This is a genomic window from Virgibacillus profundi (assembly GCF_002287375.1).
Taxonomy (GTDB): Bacteria; Bacillota; Bacilli; order Bacillales; family Amphibacillaceae; genus Virgibacillus_K; species Virgibacillus_K profundi.
Genome location: NZ_NPOA01000004.1, coordinates 38,871 through 59,263, shown reverse-complemented (window position 1 = coordinate 59,263; position 20,393 = coordinate 38,871). Strand labels below are relative to the sequence as shown.

Below are 20,393 nucleotides of genomic sequence, written 5' to 3'. Positions count from 1 at the left end.
AGTAGATATTCTACTCTTTTTTATTTTGTCTAATACAACAAGGAGGTATTACATGAGTTTTTATTTTCCAAACGTAGATCCAGTGTATCTATATCAAAGAAAAGAAGCTGAATACATACAACTAAAAGAAATTATTAAAATTATAAATTTCAGAGTGGTTTTAAGGGAGGTTCCTAGATATATAGATAAAGTGTCTGCAATTGATTTGTCAGGTACTTCGTTAACTGAAGTCGATATCAATAAGACCACATTAAACTCTGGAGAGTATAAAGTAGATTATACGCAAGGAGTTATGTTTTTCCATGAAGATATGGGCGGTAAAGAGATAGAAGCTAACTACACTGGAACTGGGTATGTTTCAATGCCAGCTCACAGGGTCAACACCACGGGCGACAACACACCTCCAAACGAAACGTTGCAAGATATTATAGACCAATGGAAGAATACAGATGTGTCCGATTTAGACAATAAGATTGGTAATACATCCATATTGGAGACATCTGATAAGTCTAGTACAGTCAATGCTATAAATGAAGTTAAAAATACGACACCTGCAAAGATGGATTATGATAATTTTAAGCAAGAAACATCAACTTCATTTAATACAGTTTCGTCGCAGTTGGCAGAAATTGCGCTTAAATATGGTGAGATAAAACTACCGAATGACTTTTACCCTATTGATTTTAAACTGTACAGGCAAAATAATGGAAAAGTTGTGCATGACATTGATTTAGATAAAAGATGGATAAACAATAACATTGAATTAGAAATTTATATCGATACGGACAATGGAGATAATAATAATGGTGATGGTACTGTTGGCAACCCTTTTCAAACACCTTCTAAGTCTTTTGAATCTATACAATCATCGGCACTATCAAGATTTAAAATAATAATACAAGGCAAAATGGTTCTATTAAATGAGTTTAATATTGCGTATGATGAACTAACAAACTTTTCAAATAAACACGTTGTTATAACAACTTTAAATAATGAAAGAGTTCCTGTTGTACAAGGATATAGTTCTCATAGGCCTTACGTCTACAAAAACGCTGAAGAAGTTTGGGAAGAGACTACAGCAATAACATGGGAACATCATCAAGATAGTGTTTATGTCGTTGAAAGAACAAACATTTCACACCTCTTAGACATGTCACAAAAAGATTTTAATGGTGCATATCGAAAGTTTGAAGCTGCAGGCAGTGTCAGTGAATGTATCAATACACCTTATTCATCTTATATAGATGGAGGTTTAGTTTATGTTAATTATGGAGGACAACCAACGGGAGATGTTGTATTGGTTGCGGATTATAAAGCTTTAGGTATGGGTTTTGACATTCCTGATTCTGTGTTATTTATTGATGGATTAGATATTTTTAATACGTATGGTTTAATTGTGGAAGGTAATATTAATTCTGTTTTTGCGATAGACAACAGCGAAGTCGGGGAAAGCGATAACACCAACAATCTAAATATAAAAAATATAGGTGAAACTTATGTGTTTAATTATACAACGCATGAAGCTTTAAGAGATGGTCTAAATTATCATTATCCCGATATTCCTTTGGATCAAAGAAGGAATTGTTTTGTTTTTGAATATAATATTAAAAGTTATGAAAATGGACTTCGTGATACGAATGTAAACAACAATTGTTCTACCGCACACGGCGGGATAAGCATATTGAGAGTTTTAGGGGACTACAGAGAAAGCAGAGGGCCTGTTGTTGCAGATGTTAATGGTTGTTACAGCGTTTTAATCGACACTCAATCCAATGATAGTGTATTAACAACGAGTAGAGGTAATTCTTATCAATTTACTACAGACGTTGGTTCAACAATTGCCAAGGCTATTTTAATAAATTGTGGAGGAACTTCTCCTAATTTATCAATTATAACAGATTCTCAAACTGAACTAATATTAAAGAGCTGGTTTGAAGGAATGGATAAAGTGGCAGACACTTTTTAAGTCGCATTCGGACATAACTGTGATGTTGTGAATAATTAAACCAATATATTATTATTTATCTATTGACTTTCTTATTGGGTCGTATTATAATGTATTTAGATACAAAAAATACAACCCCAATAGGAGGAACAATAAATGATAAATGATACAAGTCGATTGATGAATGATATGAATGTTATAACATCAGTTCTGTCTCCTGATGTTGACGAGGTAAAAATGAAATTGAGACTAGAAGAGGTTTTAAATAATTACGAGATTCACAGAAAGACAGAAACACAAATAGAAGACGACTTTCCAGAAAAAGTTGAGATGTTTTTATCGGCAAGGGAATTGGAAGGATTAAGTGCTGAAACGTTAAAAGGGTATTTGATTGAGCTTAGAATGTTTAATAAATTTACCAAGAAAGCAACTGTGCAAATCACAACGCTGGATATTAGACAGTATTTAGCCTCAAATAAGAGTTGGATGGTAGGGACTGTAGATAATTAAATAATAATATAAATAAATATATTTAAGAGATCAACTTATAGCTGGTCTCTTTTTTGTTGGAGTGATTTAGCTTTATGAACTGGAATTATAGTGAGGTGTATGAAAGAGTTCGCAATAAAATAGAGGAATTAGGGTATGTTCCAAACCTAACTCATTTCTATTCTCAATCTAATTTCCCCTCAAAAAGGACAATGTTGGTTATATTTAAGAAAAAATTTGATAAAACATATTATGAACATTTTCTCGGATTGGGTTACATCCCATATCAATTATCATACATGATTAATACATATGAAGATTTAACAGACGTATGGGGAAAATACAAAGATAAGCATGGTCATTATCCAAATTCCACAATCTGTAATAATCATGATAGATTGCCAAGTTGGCAATTTGTTCAGAAGGTTTGTGGAGACAGGTTTGAAGAATTTACTACCGAGTACAGTTATAATCCCCGAGGCATAATTAGCAAAAAATATTATGATGAGGCTTGCAGCCTACTTATTCAGGAATGTGACTCACAGAATAAAGTTTTGAATCATACAGAATTAAGTAACAATAAAAATCTGCATAGTGTGTCGTGGTATATTAAACACTGTCCAGAGAATAACGTTAAAACATGCTCAGATTTCTTAGAGTATCTAGGTTTAAAGAAGCAACTAAACAAAGATTATGCAACAGAATTGATCCACTTGAAACATCAGTCTCTTGGGAGGAATTTAATGTATGATGATTTTAGAAATCCTAAAGATGGTGAAGTTGGGCTTTACATCATTCGAAAATATTGGGGCACACTTAACAATATGCTTTTAGACTTAAGCTTGCCTATAAATCAAGAAAGCATGATGCCAAAGAAGAGGACAATAGATCAATTAAAACAAGACATACAGAAACTGTGCGATGACATATATCAACGTGAAGGGCGAAGAAATATATCACTCAGCGATATTAATGAATGTGATGACTGCTTATTCTCTGGCACATACAATAGATATTTTAAGCATGAGATGAACATGACAATTGGACAATACATAGAATCTATTGGTTTTTATCCCAATAGAGAGGGTGTGGGAATGATCTATGAGTTCGATGATGGAGAAACAACATATAGTAAATTTGAGTATCAAGTCTCTTCCTTTCTTAAAGATAAGAATTACGAATACGAAAGAGATGTATTATACTCCACTTTTATTGACGATTATGACGGTCATAAAGATTGTGACTACACTATTAATCATAATGGTGAGATTTGGTATGTAGAGGTAGCTGGTATGTTAGATTATTCCAAGGTCAACAGATACAAAGATGATTACATAAGAGAAAAGTATAAAACAGGATTAACTGAAAAAGAAACTATGTTAAAAGCTAACAATGTAAATTACACAATTATTTATCCAGAAGATTTAAAGAAACCTCTCGATGAGGTTTTTTATTTTCTTCAATAGATGAACAATAACACAATTTAGATGGAGGTATTTTAATGGTGGATAAAAAGTCAGAGCAAGCTCAATATTTTGAGTGGTTGATTGAACAAAAACGTAGTGAGACTTATTAATAAAACTGTTTAAACACTTTTATGAATCGAAAGGAGATTATTTTTCAAAGACGGATCTAGGAGAGAGTTATATGGGAATACATAATTTTAACAGGAAGATCAATTTTGGAGATTAGAGGTGGTGATATTGTCAGAGGATAACAGAACTAAATGGGAGATTGAAAGTTTACATAAAAAGACAGATAAGCATGAGGAACGATTAGATGAACATGATAAACGGTTGACATCCTTTCAATCATTTAAGGATTCAACAGTTGAAAAGCTTATTACAATCTTCAACTCAATCGAAGAAATGAAAGAGGACAGTCAATGGATAAGAAAAACATTCACTACAACTATATTGGGTGCAATTGCAACAGTTATCGCTTCGCTTCTAGTGTGGTTGATTACATCATAAAGGAGTTGATATAGATGGATCAAAAAGAAAGACAGCTAGAAGAAATTAGTGAAAAAGTTAATAATTATAAGCCTACAAAAAACCCACCAATTTTTGAAGTATTTATCACTCTCATTAGCCTAGTGTTAGCGATTATGCTTTTCCTATTTCCTGAGATGTTGAGCGATGGAGTTCATGGTATGTCCAGTCTTTATGGACTATTATTATTGATTATGCCACAACCATGTTGGGCATTTACATTCTTCGGAGCAGGAATACTAAAAGGAATTGGAATGCTAATTGATAACAAGTATTTGAGAATCAGTGGATTGATTGTTAGCGTATTGGCTTATACAGTATTTGCTATAACGTATTCGATTACCTTTCCCACCATTGGCTCAGTTATCTTTACTGGCATGGCTGTGTTCAGTTTGATTAGTATAGCTGAGGTTAAGAGAACAGGAATAAAATAGAGAGTAAAACGTAGTTAAACAATAATATATGAGGAGAATGATAAATATGAATAAACAAAAAAAGGGTATTAACTGGAAGATTCGTTTTAAAAATCCAGTGTTCTATGCGCAAATTTTATTGGCAGTATTAACACCAATATTAGCATACGTTGGGCTAAGCTTTGCCGACTTAACAACTTGGAGCTCAATAGGTGATTTGATTCAATCGGCTTATAGTAATCCATACCTATTAGGGTTAATTGTTGTGAGTGTGTTTAATGCTGTGAATGATCCAAGTGTTAAAGGATTGAAGGATAGCCAAACTGCATTAACTTATGATAAACCTAAAGATAATAAATAATATATCATAATTATAAAGGACATGTCTCTATTAAATGAGATATGTCCTTATTTTGTTGATTAAGTAAAAAAAGGAGAATGATTAAATAATGGTTAAAATTAATCAAATGTTGGTCTCTAGTAGAAGAAACACGTACAGTGGAACAAATCCTTGTAATTACATTGTGATTCACGAAACAGCTAATGCGTCATATGGGGCGAACGCTTACGTACACGCCAAACTGCAAAGAAATGGTTTCTCTGCTTCTTGGCACTACACTTGTGGTTCTGATGGGGTTTGGCAATCTTATCCTGACACAGTGCAATGCCATCATGCGGGCGATGGACGAGGTATAGGCAATACACAGTCAATTGGTATCGAAATTTGCGTAAACTCAGATGGTGATTTTAGAGTTGCAGTACAGAATGCGGTTGAATTAGTTAGACACTTAATGGATAAATATGATATTCCTGCTACAAATGTGATACAACACAATGTTACATCTAGCTGGGGAAAGAATTGTCCTGCTAATTTACGTAGCGGTTCACATGGCGTAGATTGGGATGACTTTAAGAGAATGATTAGTGATCCATCTTTCAAACCATCCGAAACTAAACCTTCCCTTAAGCCTGTCAACAAGTATTGGTTAGAAAATGGTGATAGAGGTTCTGATGTAGTAGAACTACAAAACAACTTAATCACATTAGGTTATAGTGTTGGAAGCTATGGAAATAATGGAGTCTTCGGCAACGATACCGAGTCAGCATTACGCAAGTTTCAAGATGATTACGACCTTCAGGTAGACGGATACTATGGGTACGGTTCTCAGGCAGCTATGAAGAAAGCTGTTGCTGATAAGAATAAGAAGTCAAAACCTCAAAAGCAACAGTCTTGGTATCTTAAAAAAGGTGATAACAACTCAAAAGTTGTACAACTACAAAAAGACTTAACTAGATTAGGATACGATGTTGGTAGTTATGGAAGTAATGGCGTGTTCGGAAATGATACATTGGCAGCTTTAAAACAATTTCAAAAAGATAATGGATTAGTTGTTGATGGCTACTACGGTACTAAATCTCAAAGCAAAATGAAAACTGCTAATTCTGTATCCAAACCTAAAGCAAATGACTTCAACTTACCTAATGCTACCTACTGGGTAAAATCACCTCAGTTTCATGATAGTGGTGTTTTAGCTGTTCAAAAAGCATTGTCAAGTGTCTATTTCTATCCTGAAAAAGGCGCAAAGAATAATGGCTGTGATGGATACTATGGAAATAATACCGCCGATGCAGTACGTAGATTTCAAAGTGTACATGGGCTAAAAGAAGATGGAAGCTATGGTAAGTCAACTAGAGCTAAATTGATCGTAGTGTTGAATCAGTAAATATTGTTTGAATATTGTTTGAATATCAGAGACTTCACAGTTTATGTGGAGTCTCTTCTTATTTGTCATGGGACATCTATGACACGTTATAGAAATAATAATAGTCACTCAAAGAGAGTCATATCACTCTTTTCTCCCTCTCTTTTCACTCCACCCTACCCACTATTTCACCTCAAAAAGTCGCCCGTTTCCCTAATCTATCCTAATTCATTTTCCCATCCCATCAACAACCACACTCCCTCAAGTAAAACAATCCTGTTTCTCAAAGTCGCCCGTTTTACATTGTCCAAATTTATTCAAAAAATTCAACCTAAAACACATACTTATTTTCACTATAAATAATATCTTCCTCAAAATCCGCCAACCTAATCCTAAACACATTTTTCTCCTCTACATTAATTTCCACAACTTTATCCCTCATCTCGTCTTCATCTAATACTCTTCCCCATTTAATTTCATATCTCTTATTAATTACATCAATTAGAAATTGTTCAAATAATGCCACTCTTTTGTTGCAGCTTCCGTTTCTTGCGTCATATCGAGAACATAAATAAATCCTCTTTCCTCTCTGCATCTTACTCTTAAAATTTCCACCACAATGAGCACATTTAATCTTCTTTGAGAATAAAGCCACAACACTCTCCTCACTTTTCATCTCTCATATTTACTTATCTCATTTTACAAATCTTACAAACTCATTTGTATCAAGGGGATAACTAACTTAGTATATCCTGACGAATATGGTGCAACACTTTATCATAATCAGGGTGATTGGTCACTTCACTAACGTATTCAACATAAGTAATCTTATCATTTGAATCCACTACAAAAATTGATCTGGATAGCAAACGTAATTCTTTTATTAAAACGCCATATTTTTCACCAAAATCCGCATCACGATGATCGGACAGGGTATCAAGCTTTTTGATACCGTTTGCCGCACACCAGCGTGTTTGGGCAAATGGTAAATCCATGCTGATTGTTAATACATGTACATTACCTAGCTTGTCTGCCTCTTCATTAAATCGTTTGGTCTGTTCGGAACAAACCCCTGTATCAATGGAAGGTACAACACTGATTAGTTTTACTTTTCCTTTGTAATCAGCGAGCGATACTTCTTGAAGATCGTTTGATAACACGGTGAAATCAGGTGCCTGATCCCCCACCTTTAATTCTGTTCCAAGTAATGTGACAGGCTCTTGTTGGAATGTTACATTAGCCATATGAATCATTCCTCCTACTTATATTCTTCTCTCTAATTATGGATATTTCGATAACATTTGTCCATCAAAATGGATCGAAGAAATATAAACAAATTTGTGAACAGATTGGTTTCACATGCTCTTCTTTTTTGTGAAAATTAAATGTCATATTGTGATTGTGATTTTTGTTGTTGCTTCTTTTCTTTTTCCTGATTCTTTGGCTTATTATTGCTTTGTCCTGATTCTTTGATAATTTGCTGTACTTTTTCTACGACCTGTGGAGCAAAGTCAAGCATTTTTTCATAGATATGTGTGCTCTGATCCAAGTGAACCATTTTTATTCCCTGTTCGCTTACAATTAAAAATGCGACTGGGGTAATGGACACCCCGCCACCACTACCTCCTCCAAATGGTAACGTTGCTTCAGAATCGCCCTGGCTGCTGCCTGCATTAAATTCACTTCCGCCTGCAGCAAACCCGAATCCCAGCTTGGATACAGGTATAATTACACTGCCATCAGGAGATTCAACGGGATCCCCAATAATCGTATTTACTTCAATCATGTCTTTTAAATTTTCCATTGCTGTTGTCATTAAACCTTGTATCGGATGTTCTTCCATCATAATCCTCCTATTTAGATATTCTTATATAAATGCTTTTTCTTTTATTTTGCTGATTCGCATCACTTTAAGAAGTGCGTATATAGCTTGTCCCAATCTAATCGAAACAATGCAGTCAAAATTTGTTTGAATATACCTAGCCTGAAAATGAGGAATAATATTTATTATTGGCTTACATTTTAACCGCACTTTTCCTGCTAACAACCCAATAAGTGCCCCTTTTAATGTCCATACACCTCCACTTACAATTCCGGTTGTATCTGCATTTCCGGTACCACCGCCTGTAATCCATTTTAGCTTATGTATTTGTATGTTTTTTAACAACAAAGTCGCTGTATTATTTAAAGCTTTTATTTGCTGTACCATATTTTTAATTTCTTTTGGAAAAGAGTCAAAGGTTAGATCATCAAATATATCTGCCCCATTTTTATTTTTATCTTTCAGATTTACATTTTTCCTGAATACTTTTAGTCGGAAAATAGATACAGAAATCAGTAGCATATTTTCATTTTGACTGTATGTATAATTAAATGTGATATTTATTCGTGAAAATAGTAAAACTAAGAATAAAAATATGATAATTAAAAAAATCCATGGCATCTGAAAACAACTCCTTTCCTTTATTTTGCTGAAACTTCCATTTTTTAGTCTATTTATTTCATAATGTTAGGATAAAATATGGGAAAATGATAAAATAAAGCTGGTCCTATTATTAAAATGGAGGTATGTTCAGATGCCAGATCGGAAAAATATATATTTTTATTATCATGAAGATAAAGAACTTGAAAATAAACTGGAGCCATTATTTAATTTAGCAAGAGAAAATAACCTTAAAATTGTTGAAGATCATAAAGATGCAAGCATTATTGTTAGTGTTGGAGGAGATGGTGCATTCCTTCAGGCTGTACGAACAACAGGCTTTCGTCAGGATTGTTTATACACAGGGGTCACCCGTTCCAATGAGTCCGGTTTGTATTGTGATTTCAACTTGGACAATTTTGAGGAAATGGTCCATGCCATGGCCTATGAAGAATTGGAAGTTAGGCGATTTCCTGTGATTAATGTCCAGGTAAATGGAGAGACATCTTTTGATTGTATTAATGAAGTAAGTGTAAGGTCAACCATCATTAAATCTATTGCCATGGATGTCTATATTGACGATAACCATTTCGAAACTTTTCGTGGTGATGGGTTAATTGTTGCAACACCAACAGGAAGTACAGGATATAGCAAATCAACAAATGGGGCTGTCATTGATCCGAAAATTCCCTGTTTCCAAGTATCCGAATTAGCATCTATAAATAATAATCGTTACCGTACACTGGGATCATCCTTTGTGCTTAATCAAAACAGAAAATTGACTCTCGATATCATCCAGGATGGAAATGATTATCCAATTATTGGATTGGACAACGAAGCTTATTCGATTAAAAATATTAAAGATATTACAATAACCCTAAGTGATAAAGTTATTAAAACGGTAAAACTTAAAAACAACTCCTACTGGGATCGTGTTAAACGAACATTCCTATAAGTGCGTTTTCAAAAAGGGGGATAAAAAGGACCGAGAAGTTCGAGGCGGTGTAGTTTTGAGTACCGGAACGTATGCAATTAATACGTGAGGAACGGAAAAACAAGCCAACGAAGAAATTCGATGTGTCATTTTTACCGGACTTTTTGAACATCCTCTTTAAACAGAAAAAATCCTTCTCATTCAGCTCTGAGAAGGATTTTTTTCATACACTATGTCACCATCAATTACGGTTATTGCTACATCTATTTCATGTATTTTGTCTGTTTCAACTTTAAATACATCTTCTTCTAAAATTGTAAAATCAGCTTTAAACCCTTTAGCAATTAATCCTCTCTCATGTTCCTGTTTGACAGCATAAGCACTTCCGCTTGTATATAACTGGATTGCTTCATATATTGACAGTCTTTCCGCTTCATTATAAACTTTCCCGTCAATCGAAGACTTTCGTTCAACTGCAGCTTGAATTCCCAATAATGGACTAACTTCCTCGATTGGAGCGTCAGAACCGCCTGCACAATGGACTTTATTATTCAACATGGTTTTCCAGGCATAAGCCAATGGAATTCTGCTTTCACCGATCCGGTCAATCACCCACGGAAAATCTGAAGTCACAAAGGATGGTTGAATATCAACAACTACCGGAAGCTTCTGAAGCATTTGCAGGGATTGTTTATTTAAAATTTGCCCATGAATAATTCGATCCCTTGCACCGTTTGTTAATGGGTATTTTTTTATTATATTTGTTATTTCGTCAACTGCTTTATCACCAATAGCATGTACCGCAATCGGCAGCCCATATTGACGTGCGTCTCTTACTAGTTGTTCCAGTGAATTCTGACTGTGAATGGCTACACCCTTATTTCCAATGTCGTCAGAGTAACTCTCTGTTAACCAGGCTGTCCTTCCACCAAGTGCGCCATCAGAGAAAATTTTCACTGCACCCAATTCAACATTTGCTGTACCATCTAAATATCCTAATTTTTCATTTACCATATCTTCCATAACCTCATGATGGACAAGCAGATGAGCTTTAAATTTTTTATTATCATCGTTTAGTGCATTTTTAAAAGCATTATAGGTTTTAAGAAAGCCGCCGTAGTAATTCAGGTCTTCACTATGTCCCCCTACCAGTCCTTTGGATATTAAATCATCAACAGCAATTTTAATTACTTGCTCCAAATAATTTTGAGATACACCTGGCATGGCTTGTTTAATTATTTCCTGTGCAGTATCCAGTAAATAACCAGTTGTATCCCCTTGCTCATCCCGGACAATAATTCCACCCTGGGGATTTGGGGTCTGTTTATTAAGATTGGCTAGTTGCATTGCTTTTGAGTTAGTAAGAATAGCATGTCTGCAAACCCTCGTTAGCATCATCGGATTATCTGGACAAATCTCATCCAACTCTGATTTATGGATGATGGAAGGATCGTCCCACTGATTTTCATTCCAGCCTTCTCCAACTAACCATTCCCCTTCAGCAAGATTGGCCATTCTGTTACGTAATGCTTCTTTTACTTCTTCTGCAGATTTCATTTGTGATAAATCCAACCGCAGCAGCTTTTCACCATGCATGATAATATGCAGATGACTATCCACCAATCCTGGTAGCATCGTTTTCCCCTGTAAATTCATTTCTTTATCAATGTTTTTATAATGTTCATGGTATAGCTTTTCATATGTACCAACTGCTTTAATTTCATCATTTTCCGTATAAACAGCTTCAACAGCTTCTCTTGCATTTTCCAGTGTATAAATGGAACCACCAAACCAAAGAATCCCCATTAAAACATTCCTCCCAATTCAAACTCCTGTAGAAAACTTTACTCCTACCAATTATATTAATCAAGAAAAACAAATAGATGGGTTCTAACATATTAAAAGGGCTACTCCTTTTTTAGGAATAGCCCTATAGCCATTTTATTATTTAGTTTTTGTTATTGACTACCACCGAATTGCTGTTCAGCCGCAGAAACAAGTCGTTTCGTAATTTCTCCACCAACAGAGCCATTAGATCTAGATGTTGAATCAGGCCCAAGTTGCACACCAAATTCCTGAGCAATTTCATATTTCATTTGGTCCAAAGCTTGTTGAACACCAGGAACTACTAATTGGTTTGAATTGTTATTTGCCATGTTAGTTCACCTCCTTGGTACACCTTAGAATGTGTAACAAAAAGCGAATTCATTCATACAAATAACTGGTAGTTGTTGCTAGTTTAACTAAATTTTATAGGCTTTTTTCGTATAGATTATTGCTATTCTGCACCATAGTTGATATAAAAGACAACGTAAAAAATCAATGGTAGTAGGTCACATCGACCGCTACGGAAACACATTTCGCGGACCTTAGGGCGGCTGGTGAGCCTCCTCGTGCTACGCACTGTGGGGTCTCACCTATGCCTTTCCTCCCGCAGGATAAGGAAGACTACCTAAGCGAAACATCGCACGCAGAAAAAGTGCTTTTCTTTTTCAAGGAGTCTCCATGTGTTTCCTCCGCTGGAAGTGTGGTTTGCAATTTAAAAAAGATCTCGATTAATTCAAATAAATAGTTACACTTTTATAGCGGTTGTTTGGAGCGTAGGACCGTTGACTCCTGCGGGAATAGCACGTGTCTGAAGACCCCGCAGAGTGGTTTTCTCGAGGAGGCTGAAGCCGTGCCCGCGGAAAGCAACGGTCCGCAGCGGAAAACGACCAAACGCATACGGCGCCTTCTATATTTTTTATGACAAAAACAATTTTGAGGGTACGAGTAACCGCAGTCCCAATTTAGAAAACTGCCATCTTATAAAAGATCTTCAAACACACTATCCAAATCTTTTTGATCTGTAACCTTTACTACTTCTATTCCAGCCACAGCATCTTCGATTAAATCAGTAAAATCCTTCTTTGATTCATATACGTTTACTTTCTCTCTTTTTGGTTTTGTTTTTGGTGATTTTGGAACAAAAATGGTGCAACAATCTTCATATGGCAGGATGGATGTTTCGTATGTTCCAATCTCCTGCGATATCTTTATGATTTCAGTTTTATCCATCGTTATCAATGGACGTATAATTGGATAATTGGTAACCTCATTGATTGTATTCATGCTCTCCATTGTCTGGCTGGCAACCTGTCCAAGATTTTCACCTGTGGTCATTGATAAAATCGATTCATTCCTGCAGACTTTTTCACTTATTCGCATCATCATACGCCGCATAATTGTCATGGCATAACCATCGGGCATTTCGCGAAAAATTTCCTGCTGCAGTTTCGTAAATGGAACAATATGGATTTTTACGGATTTACCGTATCCTGTTAACTGCTTGGCAAGATCAAGTACCTTTTGTTTGGCACGATCACTTGTAAATGGTGGAGAATGAAAATGGATCGCCTCAATTTGAACACCACGCTTCATTGCCAGATAACCAGCAACAGGGCTGTCAATCCCACCTGATAATAATAGTAATGATTTTCCGGATGTTCCAACAGGTAAACCACCTAACCCTGGAATTACACTTGAGGTGATATATGTCGCTTCCAGTCTGATTTCCACCTTAATCTCCAAATCCGGGTTATGAACATCAACAGTAATATTATTTGTATTACTTAACAAATGCCCGCCTAAAATCTGATTCATGTCCTGCGAACGAACTGGGAAATCTTTATTTATTCGTTTAACAGTCACTTTAAATTTGCGTGTATCCTCACTATTTTCTAATGCATATAATGCCGCATCCTTTATTGCTTCAAGTTCATTGTCAACTTTGATTGCCAGACTTAAGCTTTGGATACCAAATATATGTTTACATTTTTCAATTATTGGTTCAGGGTCATGACCACCCAGCAGTACAAACATTCTACCTTGTGTACGTTTGACTTTTGCTTCTGGAAAGTCTTTTATTTTATGCTGAATATTTTCCTGCAGCTTTACAATAAACTTCTTTATATTTTTACCTTTTAACGCCATTTCTCCATATCGGATTAAAATATGATCATATTGCATAATTATCTACTCCATTACTTCTTTGAATTGGTTAACTGCTATTTTCAATGCATGAATAAATTGTCTGATTTCTGATTTGGATGTATCATATGACAAACTTATTCGAAGTGCAGAGATGGATCTTTCTTTATTAAATCCGCATGCCGTAAGTACCTTGCTTTCATCCTTTTGCTTGGAAGAGCATGCAGATTTTGTTGAAATATAAATATCTTTTTCCCCCAGCATATGAATAATCACTTCAGGCTTGATTCCCGGAACGGAGATATTGATAATATGAGGAGCACTGTGAAGCGGCGTATTCATCACCACTCCTTCGAGCCTGTTAATTTCATCCAGAAGGTATTTTTGTAATTCGTATAAATTATTTAATTCTTCCTTCTCCCGCTCTTTTATTAACCGCAATGCTTTAACCATGGCTACAGCACCAGCTAAATTTTCAGTACCGGAACGAATCGCGTTTTCTTGATTTCCCCCATGAAATAACGGAAATAATGTTGTTCGATTATTAACATATAAAATGCCTGTGCCTTTCAGACCATGAATTTTATGTCCCGAAAATGTACATAAATCTATTCCGCTTTCAGGTAGCTGCAATGGAACCTTACCCAGTCCCTGTACATCATCTACATGAAAAAAGAGCTTCGGATGTTCTTTTGCAATTTTTCCGATTTCTTCAATGGGCTGAATGGAACCTGTTTCATTATTTACATGCATGATACTAATTAAAATCGTATCTTTTCGAATGCTATTTTTTAAATCCGTTAATGATATTACACCATTATGATCAACAGGTAAATAGGTAATCTCAAAACCCAATGCCTTTAAACTACTGCAAGCATCATAAACAGATGGGTGTTCAATTTCAGTTGTAATGATATGTTTCCCTCTGTTCTGATGCTCTAATGCAATTCCTTTAATAGCTATGTTATTTCCTTCTGTACCACCTGAAGTAAAAATAATTTCATTTTGACCGACACCAAGCATCTCAGCAGCCTGGTTTCTAGCCTTCATCAACAGCCGCTCCGCTTCTCCACCAAATTGATGAATGGAAGAAGGATTTGCAAAGAACCTTTCTGTAACCTGTTCAAAGCTCTTAAGTACTGCTGGATTAGGTTTCGTTGTTGCACTATTGTCTAAATAAATCATATAATTAACTCCTTACACCATAAAGAAAAGGATATTATATAATATCCTTCCTCTAAGAAAATACTTATTTATTTAATTTACTGCTTCCTGATATTCCTCAATTCGCTTTAATGCACCTGGTTCGATTTCCTCGATAGCTTTTGCAGCCTGCTCCAGGGATAGCTCATACTCATAGACCCTAAATAACCGCTCTGATTCCGACAATTTTGCTGCCAGAATTGGATACTTACTTCGATACCTATTCGCATATTGGATAACTTGTTCCGTCAAATATGCCTGCTCAAGCATCATATCAGTTTTTTCAATTGCCTGGTCAACAGCATTTTTTGCTGTATTTAATGCCTGCTGTACTTCACCCATATCCAGTGGTGTTTTTTCCAATGCTTTAATAACATGCGTATTTTTATTCGAAGCTGTTTCCATTAAACTCCATATAAAATTCGGAACTCCGGGTATATTGCTCTTCTTTAATTTACGATTTACATCCTGAAGCTGATCTCTCATCTCAATCAACTTATCTTTAGCCTCTAGTTCATCCTTGCGCAGGTTATGAATACGCTTTGTAAACTCTTCATGCTTCTGCTGCAAGTCCTCTATTTGCTGAAAACCAAGCTCTACCTGCTCACGTAATTCAGAATGGGCTGTATCCTCATTTTCCATCTCATAAGAAAGTTCTTCCAATTTTGTTTTTAAATTTGTTATGGTTTTTTCCAGGGATAAGTACCTTTCCATATCACTATCTTCAAAATAGTATGCTTGTTTTAATTTCTCAACTTCCTCTTTTGTATGATAGAAGGTATTGCTTAAATCATATAGATTTTCCTGATACATTGGTACTTTTGTTTCTAAATAACTTTTTGCAATTGCTTCTTTTTCCAGAAGTTGATACATTTCTTTGATTCTTTCTTCAATATCAGTAATTACTTCTTCTACATTTGACATATCTCCACTTTCCAGTGTAGAAACAGTATCCAGCAATCGTTCCTGATATGTACGGATTTCTTTTTCGAAGGACAGATGCTCAACCCTGTATCCATCTTCTTTCATTCCTGTAAGCCCGGAGTATAGATTATCTAATTGGGCTGGCAGATCATGTTTACACAGTCTGAAAATCTCTGGAAACCTCTGGATCTGAGACTCCAGCTCTTCTATGTCATCCTTCAATGTATCTACTAATTCCTTTGCTTCGGAATAATCTCCGGCTTCGGTTAACTCATGATATTTACTAAGTTTTTCTTCGTGTTCATCAATTACTACATCAAAGTGATATTCTGCTTTTCCGTATTGGTAACGATTTTGTGAAACCTGTTTACGTAAACTCTTAATCGCTGGCTGTAACTCTTCTATTTCCTTGCGACTGGTTTCCTCTGATTCCATTAGTTGATCGAGTTCCTGCAGCATTTTTTCAATATCGTTTTCGATCGATTGCAAAACCTGCTCCACCTTATTCAGCGTTTTCTTAGCCTTGGAAAAACGATACCGATCTGCCGCTTCCTCTGCATCAAATAAATATTCCTCAATATCAGGCAATTCCTTTGTAACAATGAATTCCCAACGTTCTTTCCATGTTTCAAATTTCACTTGAGTTTCACCAGATAAATTTAAAGCTTTAATTCGTCCGAGTTGTGAGGCAATATTACGACCCATAATGTCCATTTTCCAGGCTTCATATTTATCCACAACATCGTATACCCGTTTTCGTAAAATAAGTCCAATAATTATTAATGCGATAATTACTAGTATAATTCCAATAGTATATGCCATAGAATTCCTCCTCACTATATTTCTATAATTTATCGAAGGACAGGTATTATTTTTATATTAGTTTAATTTTAAAATATATTATTTATAATACCATGTAAATGGCACTTTTGGCTAAAATTATACAAATAAATTTGCATTTCGCCAAAAATTTCACTAATATCTATTATTCTCTAGGATTTCCTTCTCCTGAAGAATGATAAAATCCAGCCATTGATGAATTGTTTTTACATATTTTTTTACAAATATATTATGTGAATAATTACCAATCACATGATTTTTCCATTCATTATGTAAAATATATGGTGTAATTAACATCCCTTTTAATTGCATCAGTAAATATTGGTTTTCTTCATTATTCTTCTTATTATTTAAAGTACTGAAAAATGTTTTACTGACATAATGATTTTCCTTTGCCAAATAAGTTACTGCCATTTCCCTTACAAATACCGAGTCAAGGGTTAATTCACGGTGAATAAAACATGAGAATTGATGATGGCTTTGTTTATAATGTATAATAGTAAAAATTAGGTTCTTTAATTTTTCCAGAGGAATAAATGATTCTGTTTGCTGTAATGATTCTTCGATTGTTTTTAAATATTCTTCATAGTACTGTGTAACAGCATATTCCAGGAGTCCTTGTTTTCCTTTGAAGTAGTAACTGATCAACGATACATTTACTGATGCTTTATCTGCAATATCCCTGACAGACGTTCCATGAAATCCATTTTGAAAGAACAAAGAAGAGGCAGCATCGATCACTTTTTGTTTGGACGTTTTTCGTTTCATCATTTTCAACTCCTTACTTCTAAATTACGACGTATAGTATATTTATCCTGCATTTTTCTCTCGACAATTAAAACACCTGTTGTCGAATGTTCTATTATTTTATCAAATTTACTTTTGGGAGGTATTTTATATGTTTCAAGCTACAGCATACTCAGGAAGCAAGGCAAAAGATTATGAATTGCTGATCAAACAATTACATGCTTTAAGTGAAGACGAAACAGATTCTATTGCTATTCTATCAAATGCTTCAGCATTGCTAAACCAATTTTTGGCTGAGGTTAATTGGGTCGGTTTTTATCTTTGGAAAGAGAATGAATTGGTACTGGGCCCATTTCAGGGATTACCCGCATGTATTCGAATAGCATCTGGTAAAGGGGTATGCGGTGCAGCAGTTAAAGAACGTGAAACACAACTTGTGGATGATGTAATGACGTTTCCAGGTCATATTGCATGTGACAGTGCAAGCAGATCGGAAATCGTTGTACCAATAATAATCAACGACAGTGTTTATGGTGTACTGGATATTGATAGTCCTATCACTGATCGATTTGATGAAACAGATCAGCAATATCTTGAAAAATTTGTCCAAGTATTAATTGAATTTTTATAAGCCTGTGAAGAAGCGGCTATTTCTATTAGCCGCTTCTATCTCTGCACAACACTATTTTTCCCAGCACCTTTTGCTTCATAAAGTGCTTTATCTGTTCGAATAAACAAATCACTTACTGTATCTAGTACCCCATTAACCCACGAAGAAACCCCACTAGAAAGGGTGACAGTTGGTTTTGTGTTTTCCTCCACCTGCTTACTAATTACTCCTGCAATTTGAAAGCCTTCCTGAATCGTGGTGGCAGGTAAATATATTGCTAATTCTTCCCCACCCCATCTTGCGGGTACATCTTCACTTTCGATATGTTGCTTCATAATAGAAGCAATTTGCTTAAGTACCTCATCACCTACATGATGGCCATACTTATCATTGATTCGCTTAAAATCATCAATATCAAATAAAATTAGTACGCCATTTTCATCTGTTTCCATATGCTGATTAATTTTTTCTTCCAAATAGCTCCTTGAATATAGCTTTGTAAGATAATCTGTAATCACCGCTTTTTCCAATTTATCTTTTAAAATCGTATTCATAAAAGCCAGTGTAGAATGTTGCACAAGCGATTGAACCAGTTTAAATGTTTCAAAAGAGAAAAAGTAGGATTCCTCATGCATGACAACAATTAAACCATGAACTGTCCCTGATTGAGACATTGGAATTGCCATAACCGAACGATAAGGGAAGGATTCGTTACTTCTATAGTCCCCACTAAATAAGGCTTCTATATTTATTGATTCAGATAAATGATTTACAAATGAATGTCCTTTTTTTGTATTGAAATATGCCGTACTTTCTGTCAGAATATCAAACTTTTGATTCGATTCCTCATTATAATAAATAATTCCAACTTGCGATGCATGGCTTGACCATAAAATTTGATTTCTAACCAATTTCGTAATTTCCGATAGTTTTAAATTAGAATTCAGCTTTTGTGTAGTTTCATTAATTAGTTTCAAATTGGATACATGGTGTTCTGAGTGCTGATACAGTGTAGCATTTTCAATTGCTTTTCCAGCAGTTTCTGCAAATTTTTCAATGAATTTTATTTCCTGCTCCGAAAAGACCTCCAGCTCCGGCGATATTATCTTTAATACACCATAAACAGCCTGCTTGCCAGATAGTGGTGCATAGATGCAAGTCTGCTTCTCATTTACCTGGTCCTCGATTTGTACAACACCGGTTAAAAAAGCCTGTGTACTCATACGCTTGGTTACAGCATCACTATATTCAATTGTTTGAATTGGCAAAGAACTATCTGCTTCATTATCCTGTGATAATAAGAGATTGTATGAAAACTCCGGATAGCGATTCTTTAACACGTTAATTATTTCCTTTAATATATCGGTTCGATTTGTTGATGGAAAAACCTTTGTGGCAAATGCAAATAGTAATCGATTGTTTAAATCATTTGTTTCATTGATATGATATTGATGAATGACACCAAGTACGTTCTCCGTTTCTTTCTTTAGAAGATCAGCTATACCATTGGAGTGCAAATCCTTATTATTGTCGTTTAAAATAATTAAAAACCCATGGGATTCATGCTTCAGGCTCAAAGGGATCAAACATGTTTCCATGCCCTCAGGACTACCTTGTAAAAAATCAGTTTCGCTATAAGAATCAGTTTCCAACTTTACATTTTTATGCAACAGCTTTTCTTCAGCAATTGAATCCGTTACTAGACTGTATGTTTTACTCCAGTTATCATAAAGGTAAAACGCTGTATATGGTGCATGTAGTAATGTTTTTATTTCTGTTGCCATCAATGATAGAAATTGTTCATATCGATAAGTTCCAATATTAGCCAACAAATCAAAATATACGCTATTTAATTTATTATGCAGCTTTTCTTTTCTATTCATTATTTATCACCCATCATCAACTAAAATGTTTTGTCGTCATTATATGTACATTAAAACATGCCTATTGTACCTTTATTATATATCAACTAGTTCTATTTTCCTATAAATAATCAAAAATGACACATATTATTTTTTTAGTTGACTTATAAGTGTATAACTTATATAATATTCTTTGTGTAAAATAATAAGGTAGCCTATGTGGATCGGCGCTTGAACCCATTTTGTTCCTCATACTAAGCTTGAATTTCTATCAACTAAGAGGTGTATCGTGTAACTCTCTGCTGCTGGAGCGATGGTACATGAAAACATAATGGACAACG

19 protein-coding genes and 2 pseudogenes are annotated in these 20,393 nt (G+C 35.0%); 10 read left to right on the top strand and 11 right to left on the bottom strand.

Annotation, left to right across the window (positions count from 1 at the left end; genetic code table 11):
- The first annotated feature begins 52 nt into the window (after positions 1-52).
- The 8 genes and pseudogenes from CIL05_RS06745 to CIL05_RS23025 form a co-directional block, all read left to right on the top strand.
- Positions 53-1,966 carry a hypothetical protein gene (locus tag CIL05_RS06745; RefSeq protein WP_095654758.1) on the top strand — a complete coding sequence of 638 codons (1,914 nt, stop codon included), beginning with the start codon at positions 53-55 and terminating at the stop codon, positions 1,964-1,966.
- Positions 1,967-2,101: 135 nt separating this feature from the next.
- A complete protein-coding gene (locus CIL05_RS06740; RefSeq protein ID WP_095654757.1) occupies positions 2,102-2,455 on the top strand; it encodes a phage integrase N-terminal SAM-like domain-containing protein in 354 nt (117 codons plus the stop codon).
- 74 nt (positions 2,456-2,529) lie between these two features.
- Positions 2,530-3,900 carry a BRO-N domain-containing protein gene (locus tag CIL05_RS06735; RefSeq protein WP_095654756.1) on the top strand — a complete coding sequence of 457 codons (1,371 nt, stop codon included), beginning with the start codon at positions 2,530-2,532 and terminating at the stop codon, positions 3,898-3,900.
- 237 nt (positions 3,901-4,137) lie between these two features.
- Positions 4,138-4,407, top strand: a complete 270-nt coding sequence (locus tag CIL05_RS06730) for a hypothetical protein (RefSeq protein ID WP_095654755.1) — start codon at positions 4,138-4,140, stop codon at positions 4,405-4,407.
- 14 nt (positions 4,408-4,421) lie between these two features.
- The gene (locus CIL05_RS06725) at positions 4,422-4,859 is read left to right on the top strand and encodes a hypothetical protein (protein ID WP_095654754.1); all 438 of its coding nucleotides are present in this window, start codon (positions 4,422-4,424) and stop codon (positions 4,857-4,859) included.
- Positions 4,860-4,905: 46 nt separating this feature from the next.
- A complete protein-coding gene (locus tag CIL05_RS06720) occupies positions 4,906-5,199 on the top strand; it encodes a phage holin (protein ID WP_095654753.1) in 294 nt (97 codons plus the stop codon).
- Positions 5,200-5,287: 88 nt separating this feature from the next.
- Positions 5,288-6,241: pseudogene (locus tag CIL05_RS06715) on the top strand (peptidoglycan recognition protein family protein); the annotation flags it as partial.
- A 126-nt stretch (positions 6,242-6,367) separates the two neighbouring features.
- A pseudogene (locus CIL05_RS23025) lies at positions 6,368-6,562 on the top strand (peptidoglycan-binding domain-containing protein); the annotation flags it as partial.
- A 310-nt stretch (positions 6,563-6,872) separates the two neighbouring features.
- On the opposite strand, the gene CIL05_RS06710 reads toward CIL05_RS23025, so the two are convergent.
- The 4 genes from CIL05_RS06710 to CIL05_RS06695 all read right to left on the bottom strand — a co-directional run bounded on the left by CIL05_RS06710 (position 6,873) and on the right by CIL05_RS06695 (position 8,984).
- Positions 6,873-7,217, bottom strand: a complete 345-nt coding sequence (locus CIL05_RS06710) for a recombinase zinc ribbon domain-containing protein (RefSeq protein ID WP_095654751.1) — start codon at positions 7,215-7,217, stop codon at positions 6,873-6,875.
- Positions 7,218-7,278: 61 nt separating this feature from the next.
- The gene (gene tpx, locus CIL05_RS06705) at positions 7,279-7,785 is read right to left on the bottom strand and encodes a thiol peroxidase (RefSeq protein ID WP_095654750.1); all 507 of its coding nucleotides are present in this window, start codon (positions 7,783-7,785) and stop codon (positions 7,279-7,281) included.
- A 137-nt stretch (positions 7,786-7,922) separates the two neighbouring features.
- Complete coding sequence (gene ytfJ / locus CIL05_RS06700) at positions 7,923-8,384, bottom strand: GerW family sporulation protein (protein WP_095654749.1); 462 nt, start codon at positions 8,382-8,384, stop codon at positions 7,923-7,925.
- A 24-nt stretch (positions 8,385-8,408) separates the two neighbouring features.
- A complete protein-coding gene (locus CIL05_RS06695) occupies positions 8,409-8,984 on the bottom strand; it encodes a DUF2953 domain-containing protein (RefSeq protein WP_095654748.1) in 576 nt (191 codons plus the stop codon).
- A gap of 133 nt (positions 8,985-9,117) precedes the next feature.
- Between CIL05_RS06695 and CIL05_RS06690 the strand changes: the two genes are divergently transcribed.
- A complete protein-coding gene (locus tag CIL05_RS06690; RefSeq protein WP_095654747.1) occupies positions 9,118-9,918 on the top strand; it encodes an NAD kinase in 801 nt (266 codons plus the stop codon).
- Positions 9,919-10,098: 180 nt separating this feature from the next.
- On the opposite strand, the gene CIL05_RS06685 is transcribed toward CIL05_RS06690, so the two are convergent.
- The 6 genes from CIL05_RS06685 to refZ form a co-directional block, all read right to left on the bottom strand.
- Positions 10,099-11,703, bottom strand: coding sequence for an amidohydrolase (locus CIL05_RS06685; protein WP_095654746.1), 1,605 nt, complete (start codon positions 11,701-11,703; stop codon positions 10,099-10,101).
- Positions 11,704-11,855: 152 nt separating this feature from the next.
- Positions 11,856-12,053 (bottom strand): alpha/beta-type small acid-soluble spore protein, encoded by a 198-nt coding sequence (locus CIL05_RS06680; RefSeq protein WP_095654745.1) that lies wholly within the window; start codon positions 12,051-12,053, stop codon positions 11,856-11,858.
- A 649-nt stretch (positions 12,054-12,702) separates the two neighbouring features.
- A complete protein-coding gene (gene thiI / locus CIL05_RS06675; protein WP_095654744.1) occupies positions 12,703-13,905 on the bottom strand; it encodes a tRNA uracil 4-sulfurtransferase ThiI in 1,203 nt (400 codons plus the stop codon).
- A 6-nt stretch (positions 13,906-13,911) separates the two neighbouring features.
- Positions 13,912-15,051 (bottom strand): cysteine desulfurase family protein, encoded by a 1,140-nt coding sequence (locus CIL05_RS06670; protein WP_095654743.1) that lies wholly within the window; start codon positions 15,049-15,051, stop codon positions 13,912-13,914.
- A gap of 72 nt (positions 15,052-15,123) precedes the next feature.
- The gene (gene ezrA, locus CIL05_RS06665) at positions 15,124-16,815 is read right to left on the bottom strand and encodes a septation ring formation regulator EzrA (protein ID WP_095654742.1); all 1,692 of its coding nucleotides are present in this window, start codon (positions 16,813-16,815) and stop codon (positions 15,124-15,126) included.
- A 153-nt stretch (positions 16,816-16,968) separates the two neighbouring features.
- Positions 16,969-17,601, bottom strand: a complete 633-nt coding sequence (refZ, locus tag CIL05_RS06660) for a forespore capture DNA-binding protein RefZ (RefSeq protein ID WP_095654741.1) — start codon at positions 17,599-17,601, stop codon at positions 16,969-16,971.
- Between the two features lie 130 nt (positions 17,602-17,731).
- On the opposite strand from refZ, the gene CIL05_RS06655 reads away from it, so the two are divergent.
- A complete protein-coding gene (locus CIL05_RS06655; RefSeq protein ID WP_095654740.1) occupies positions 17,732-18,211 on the top strand; it encodes a free L-methionine (R)-S-oxide reductase MsrC in 480 nt (159 codons plus the stop codon).
- Positions 18,212-18,246: 35 nt separating this feature from the next.
- Here the strand turns inward: CIL05_RS06655 and CIL05_RS06650 are convergent, their stop codons facing one another.
- Positions 18,247-20,073, bottom strand: a complete 1,827-nt coding sequence (locus tag CIL05_RS06650) for a sensor domain-containing diguanylate cyclase (RefSeq protein WP_095654739.1) — start codon at positions 20,071-20,073, stop codon at positions 18,247-18,249.
- Positions 20,074-20,393 lie beyond the last annotated feature (320 nt).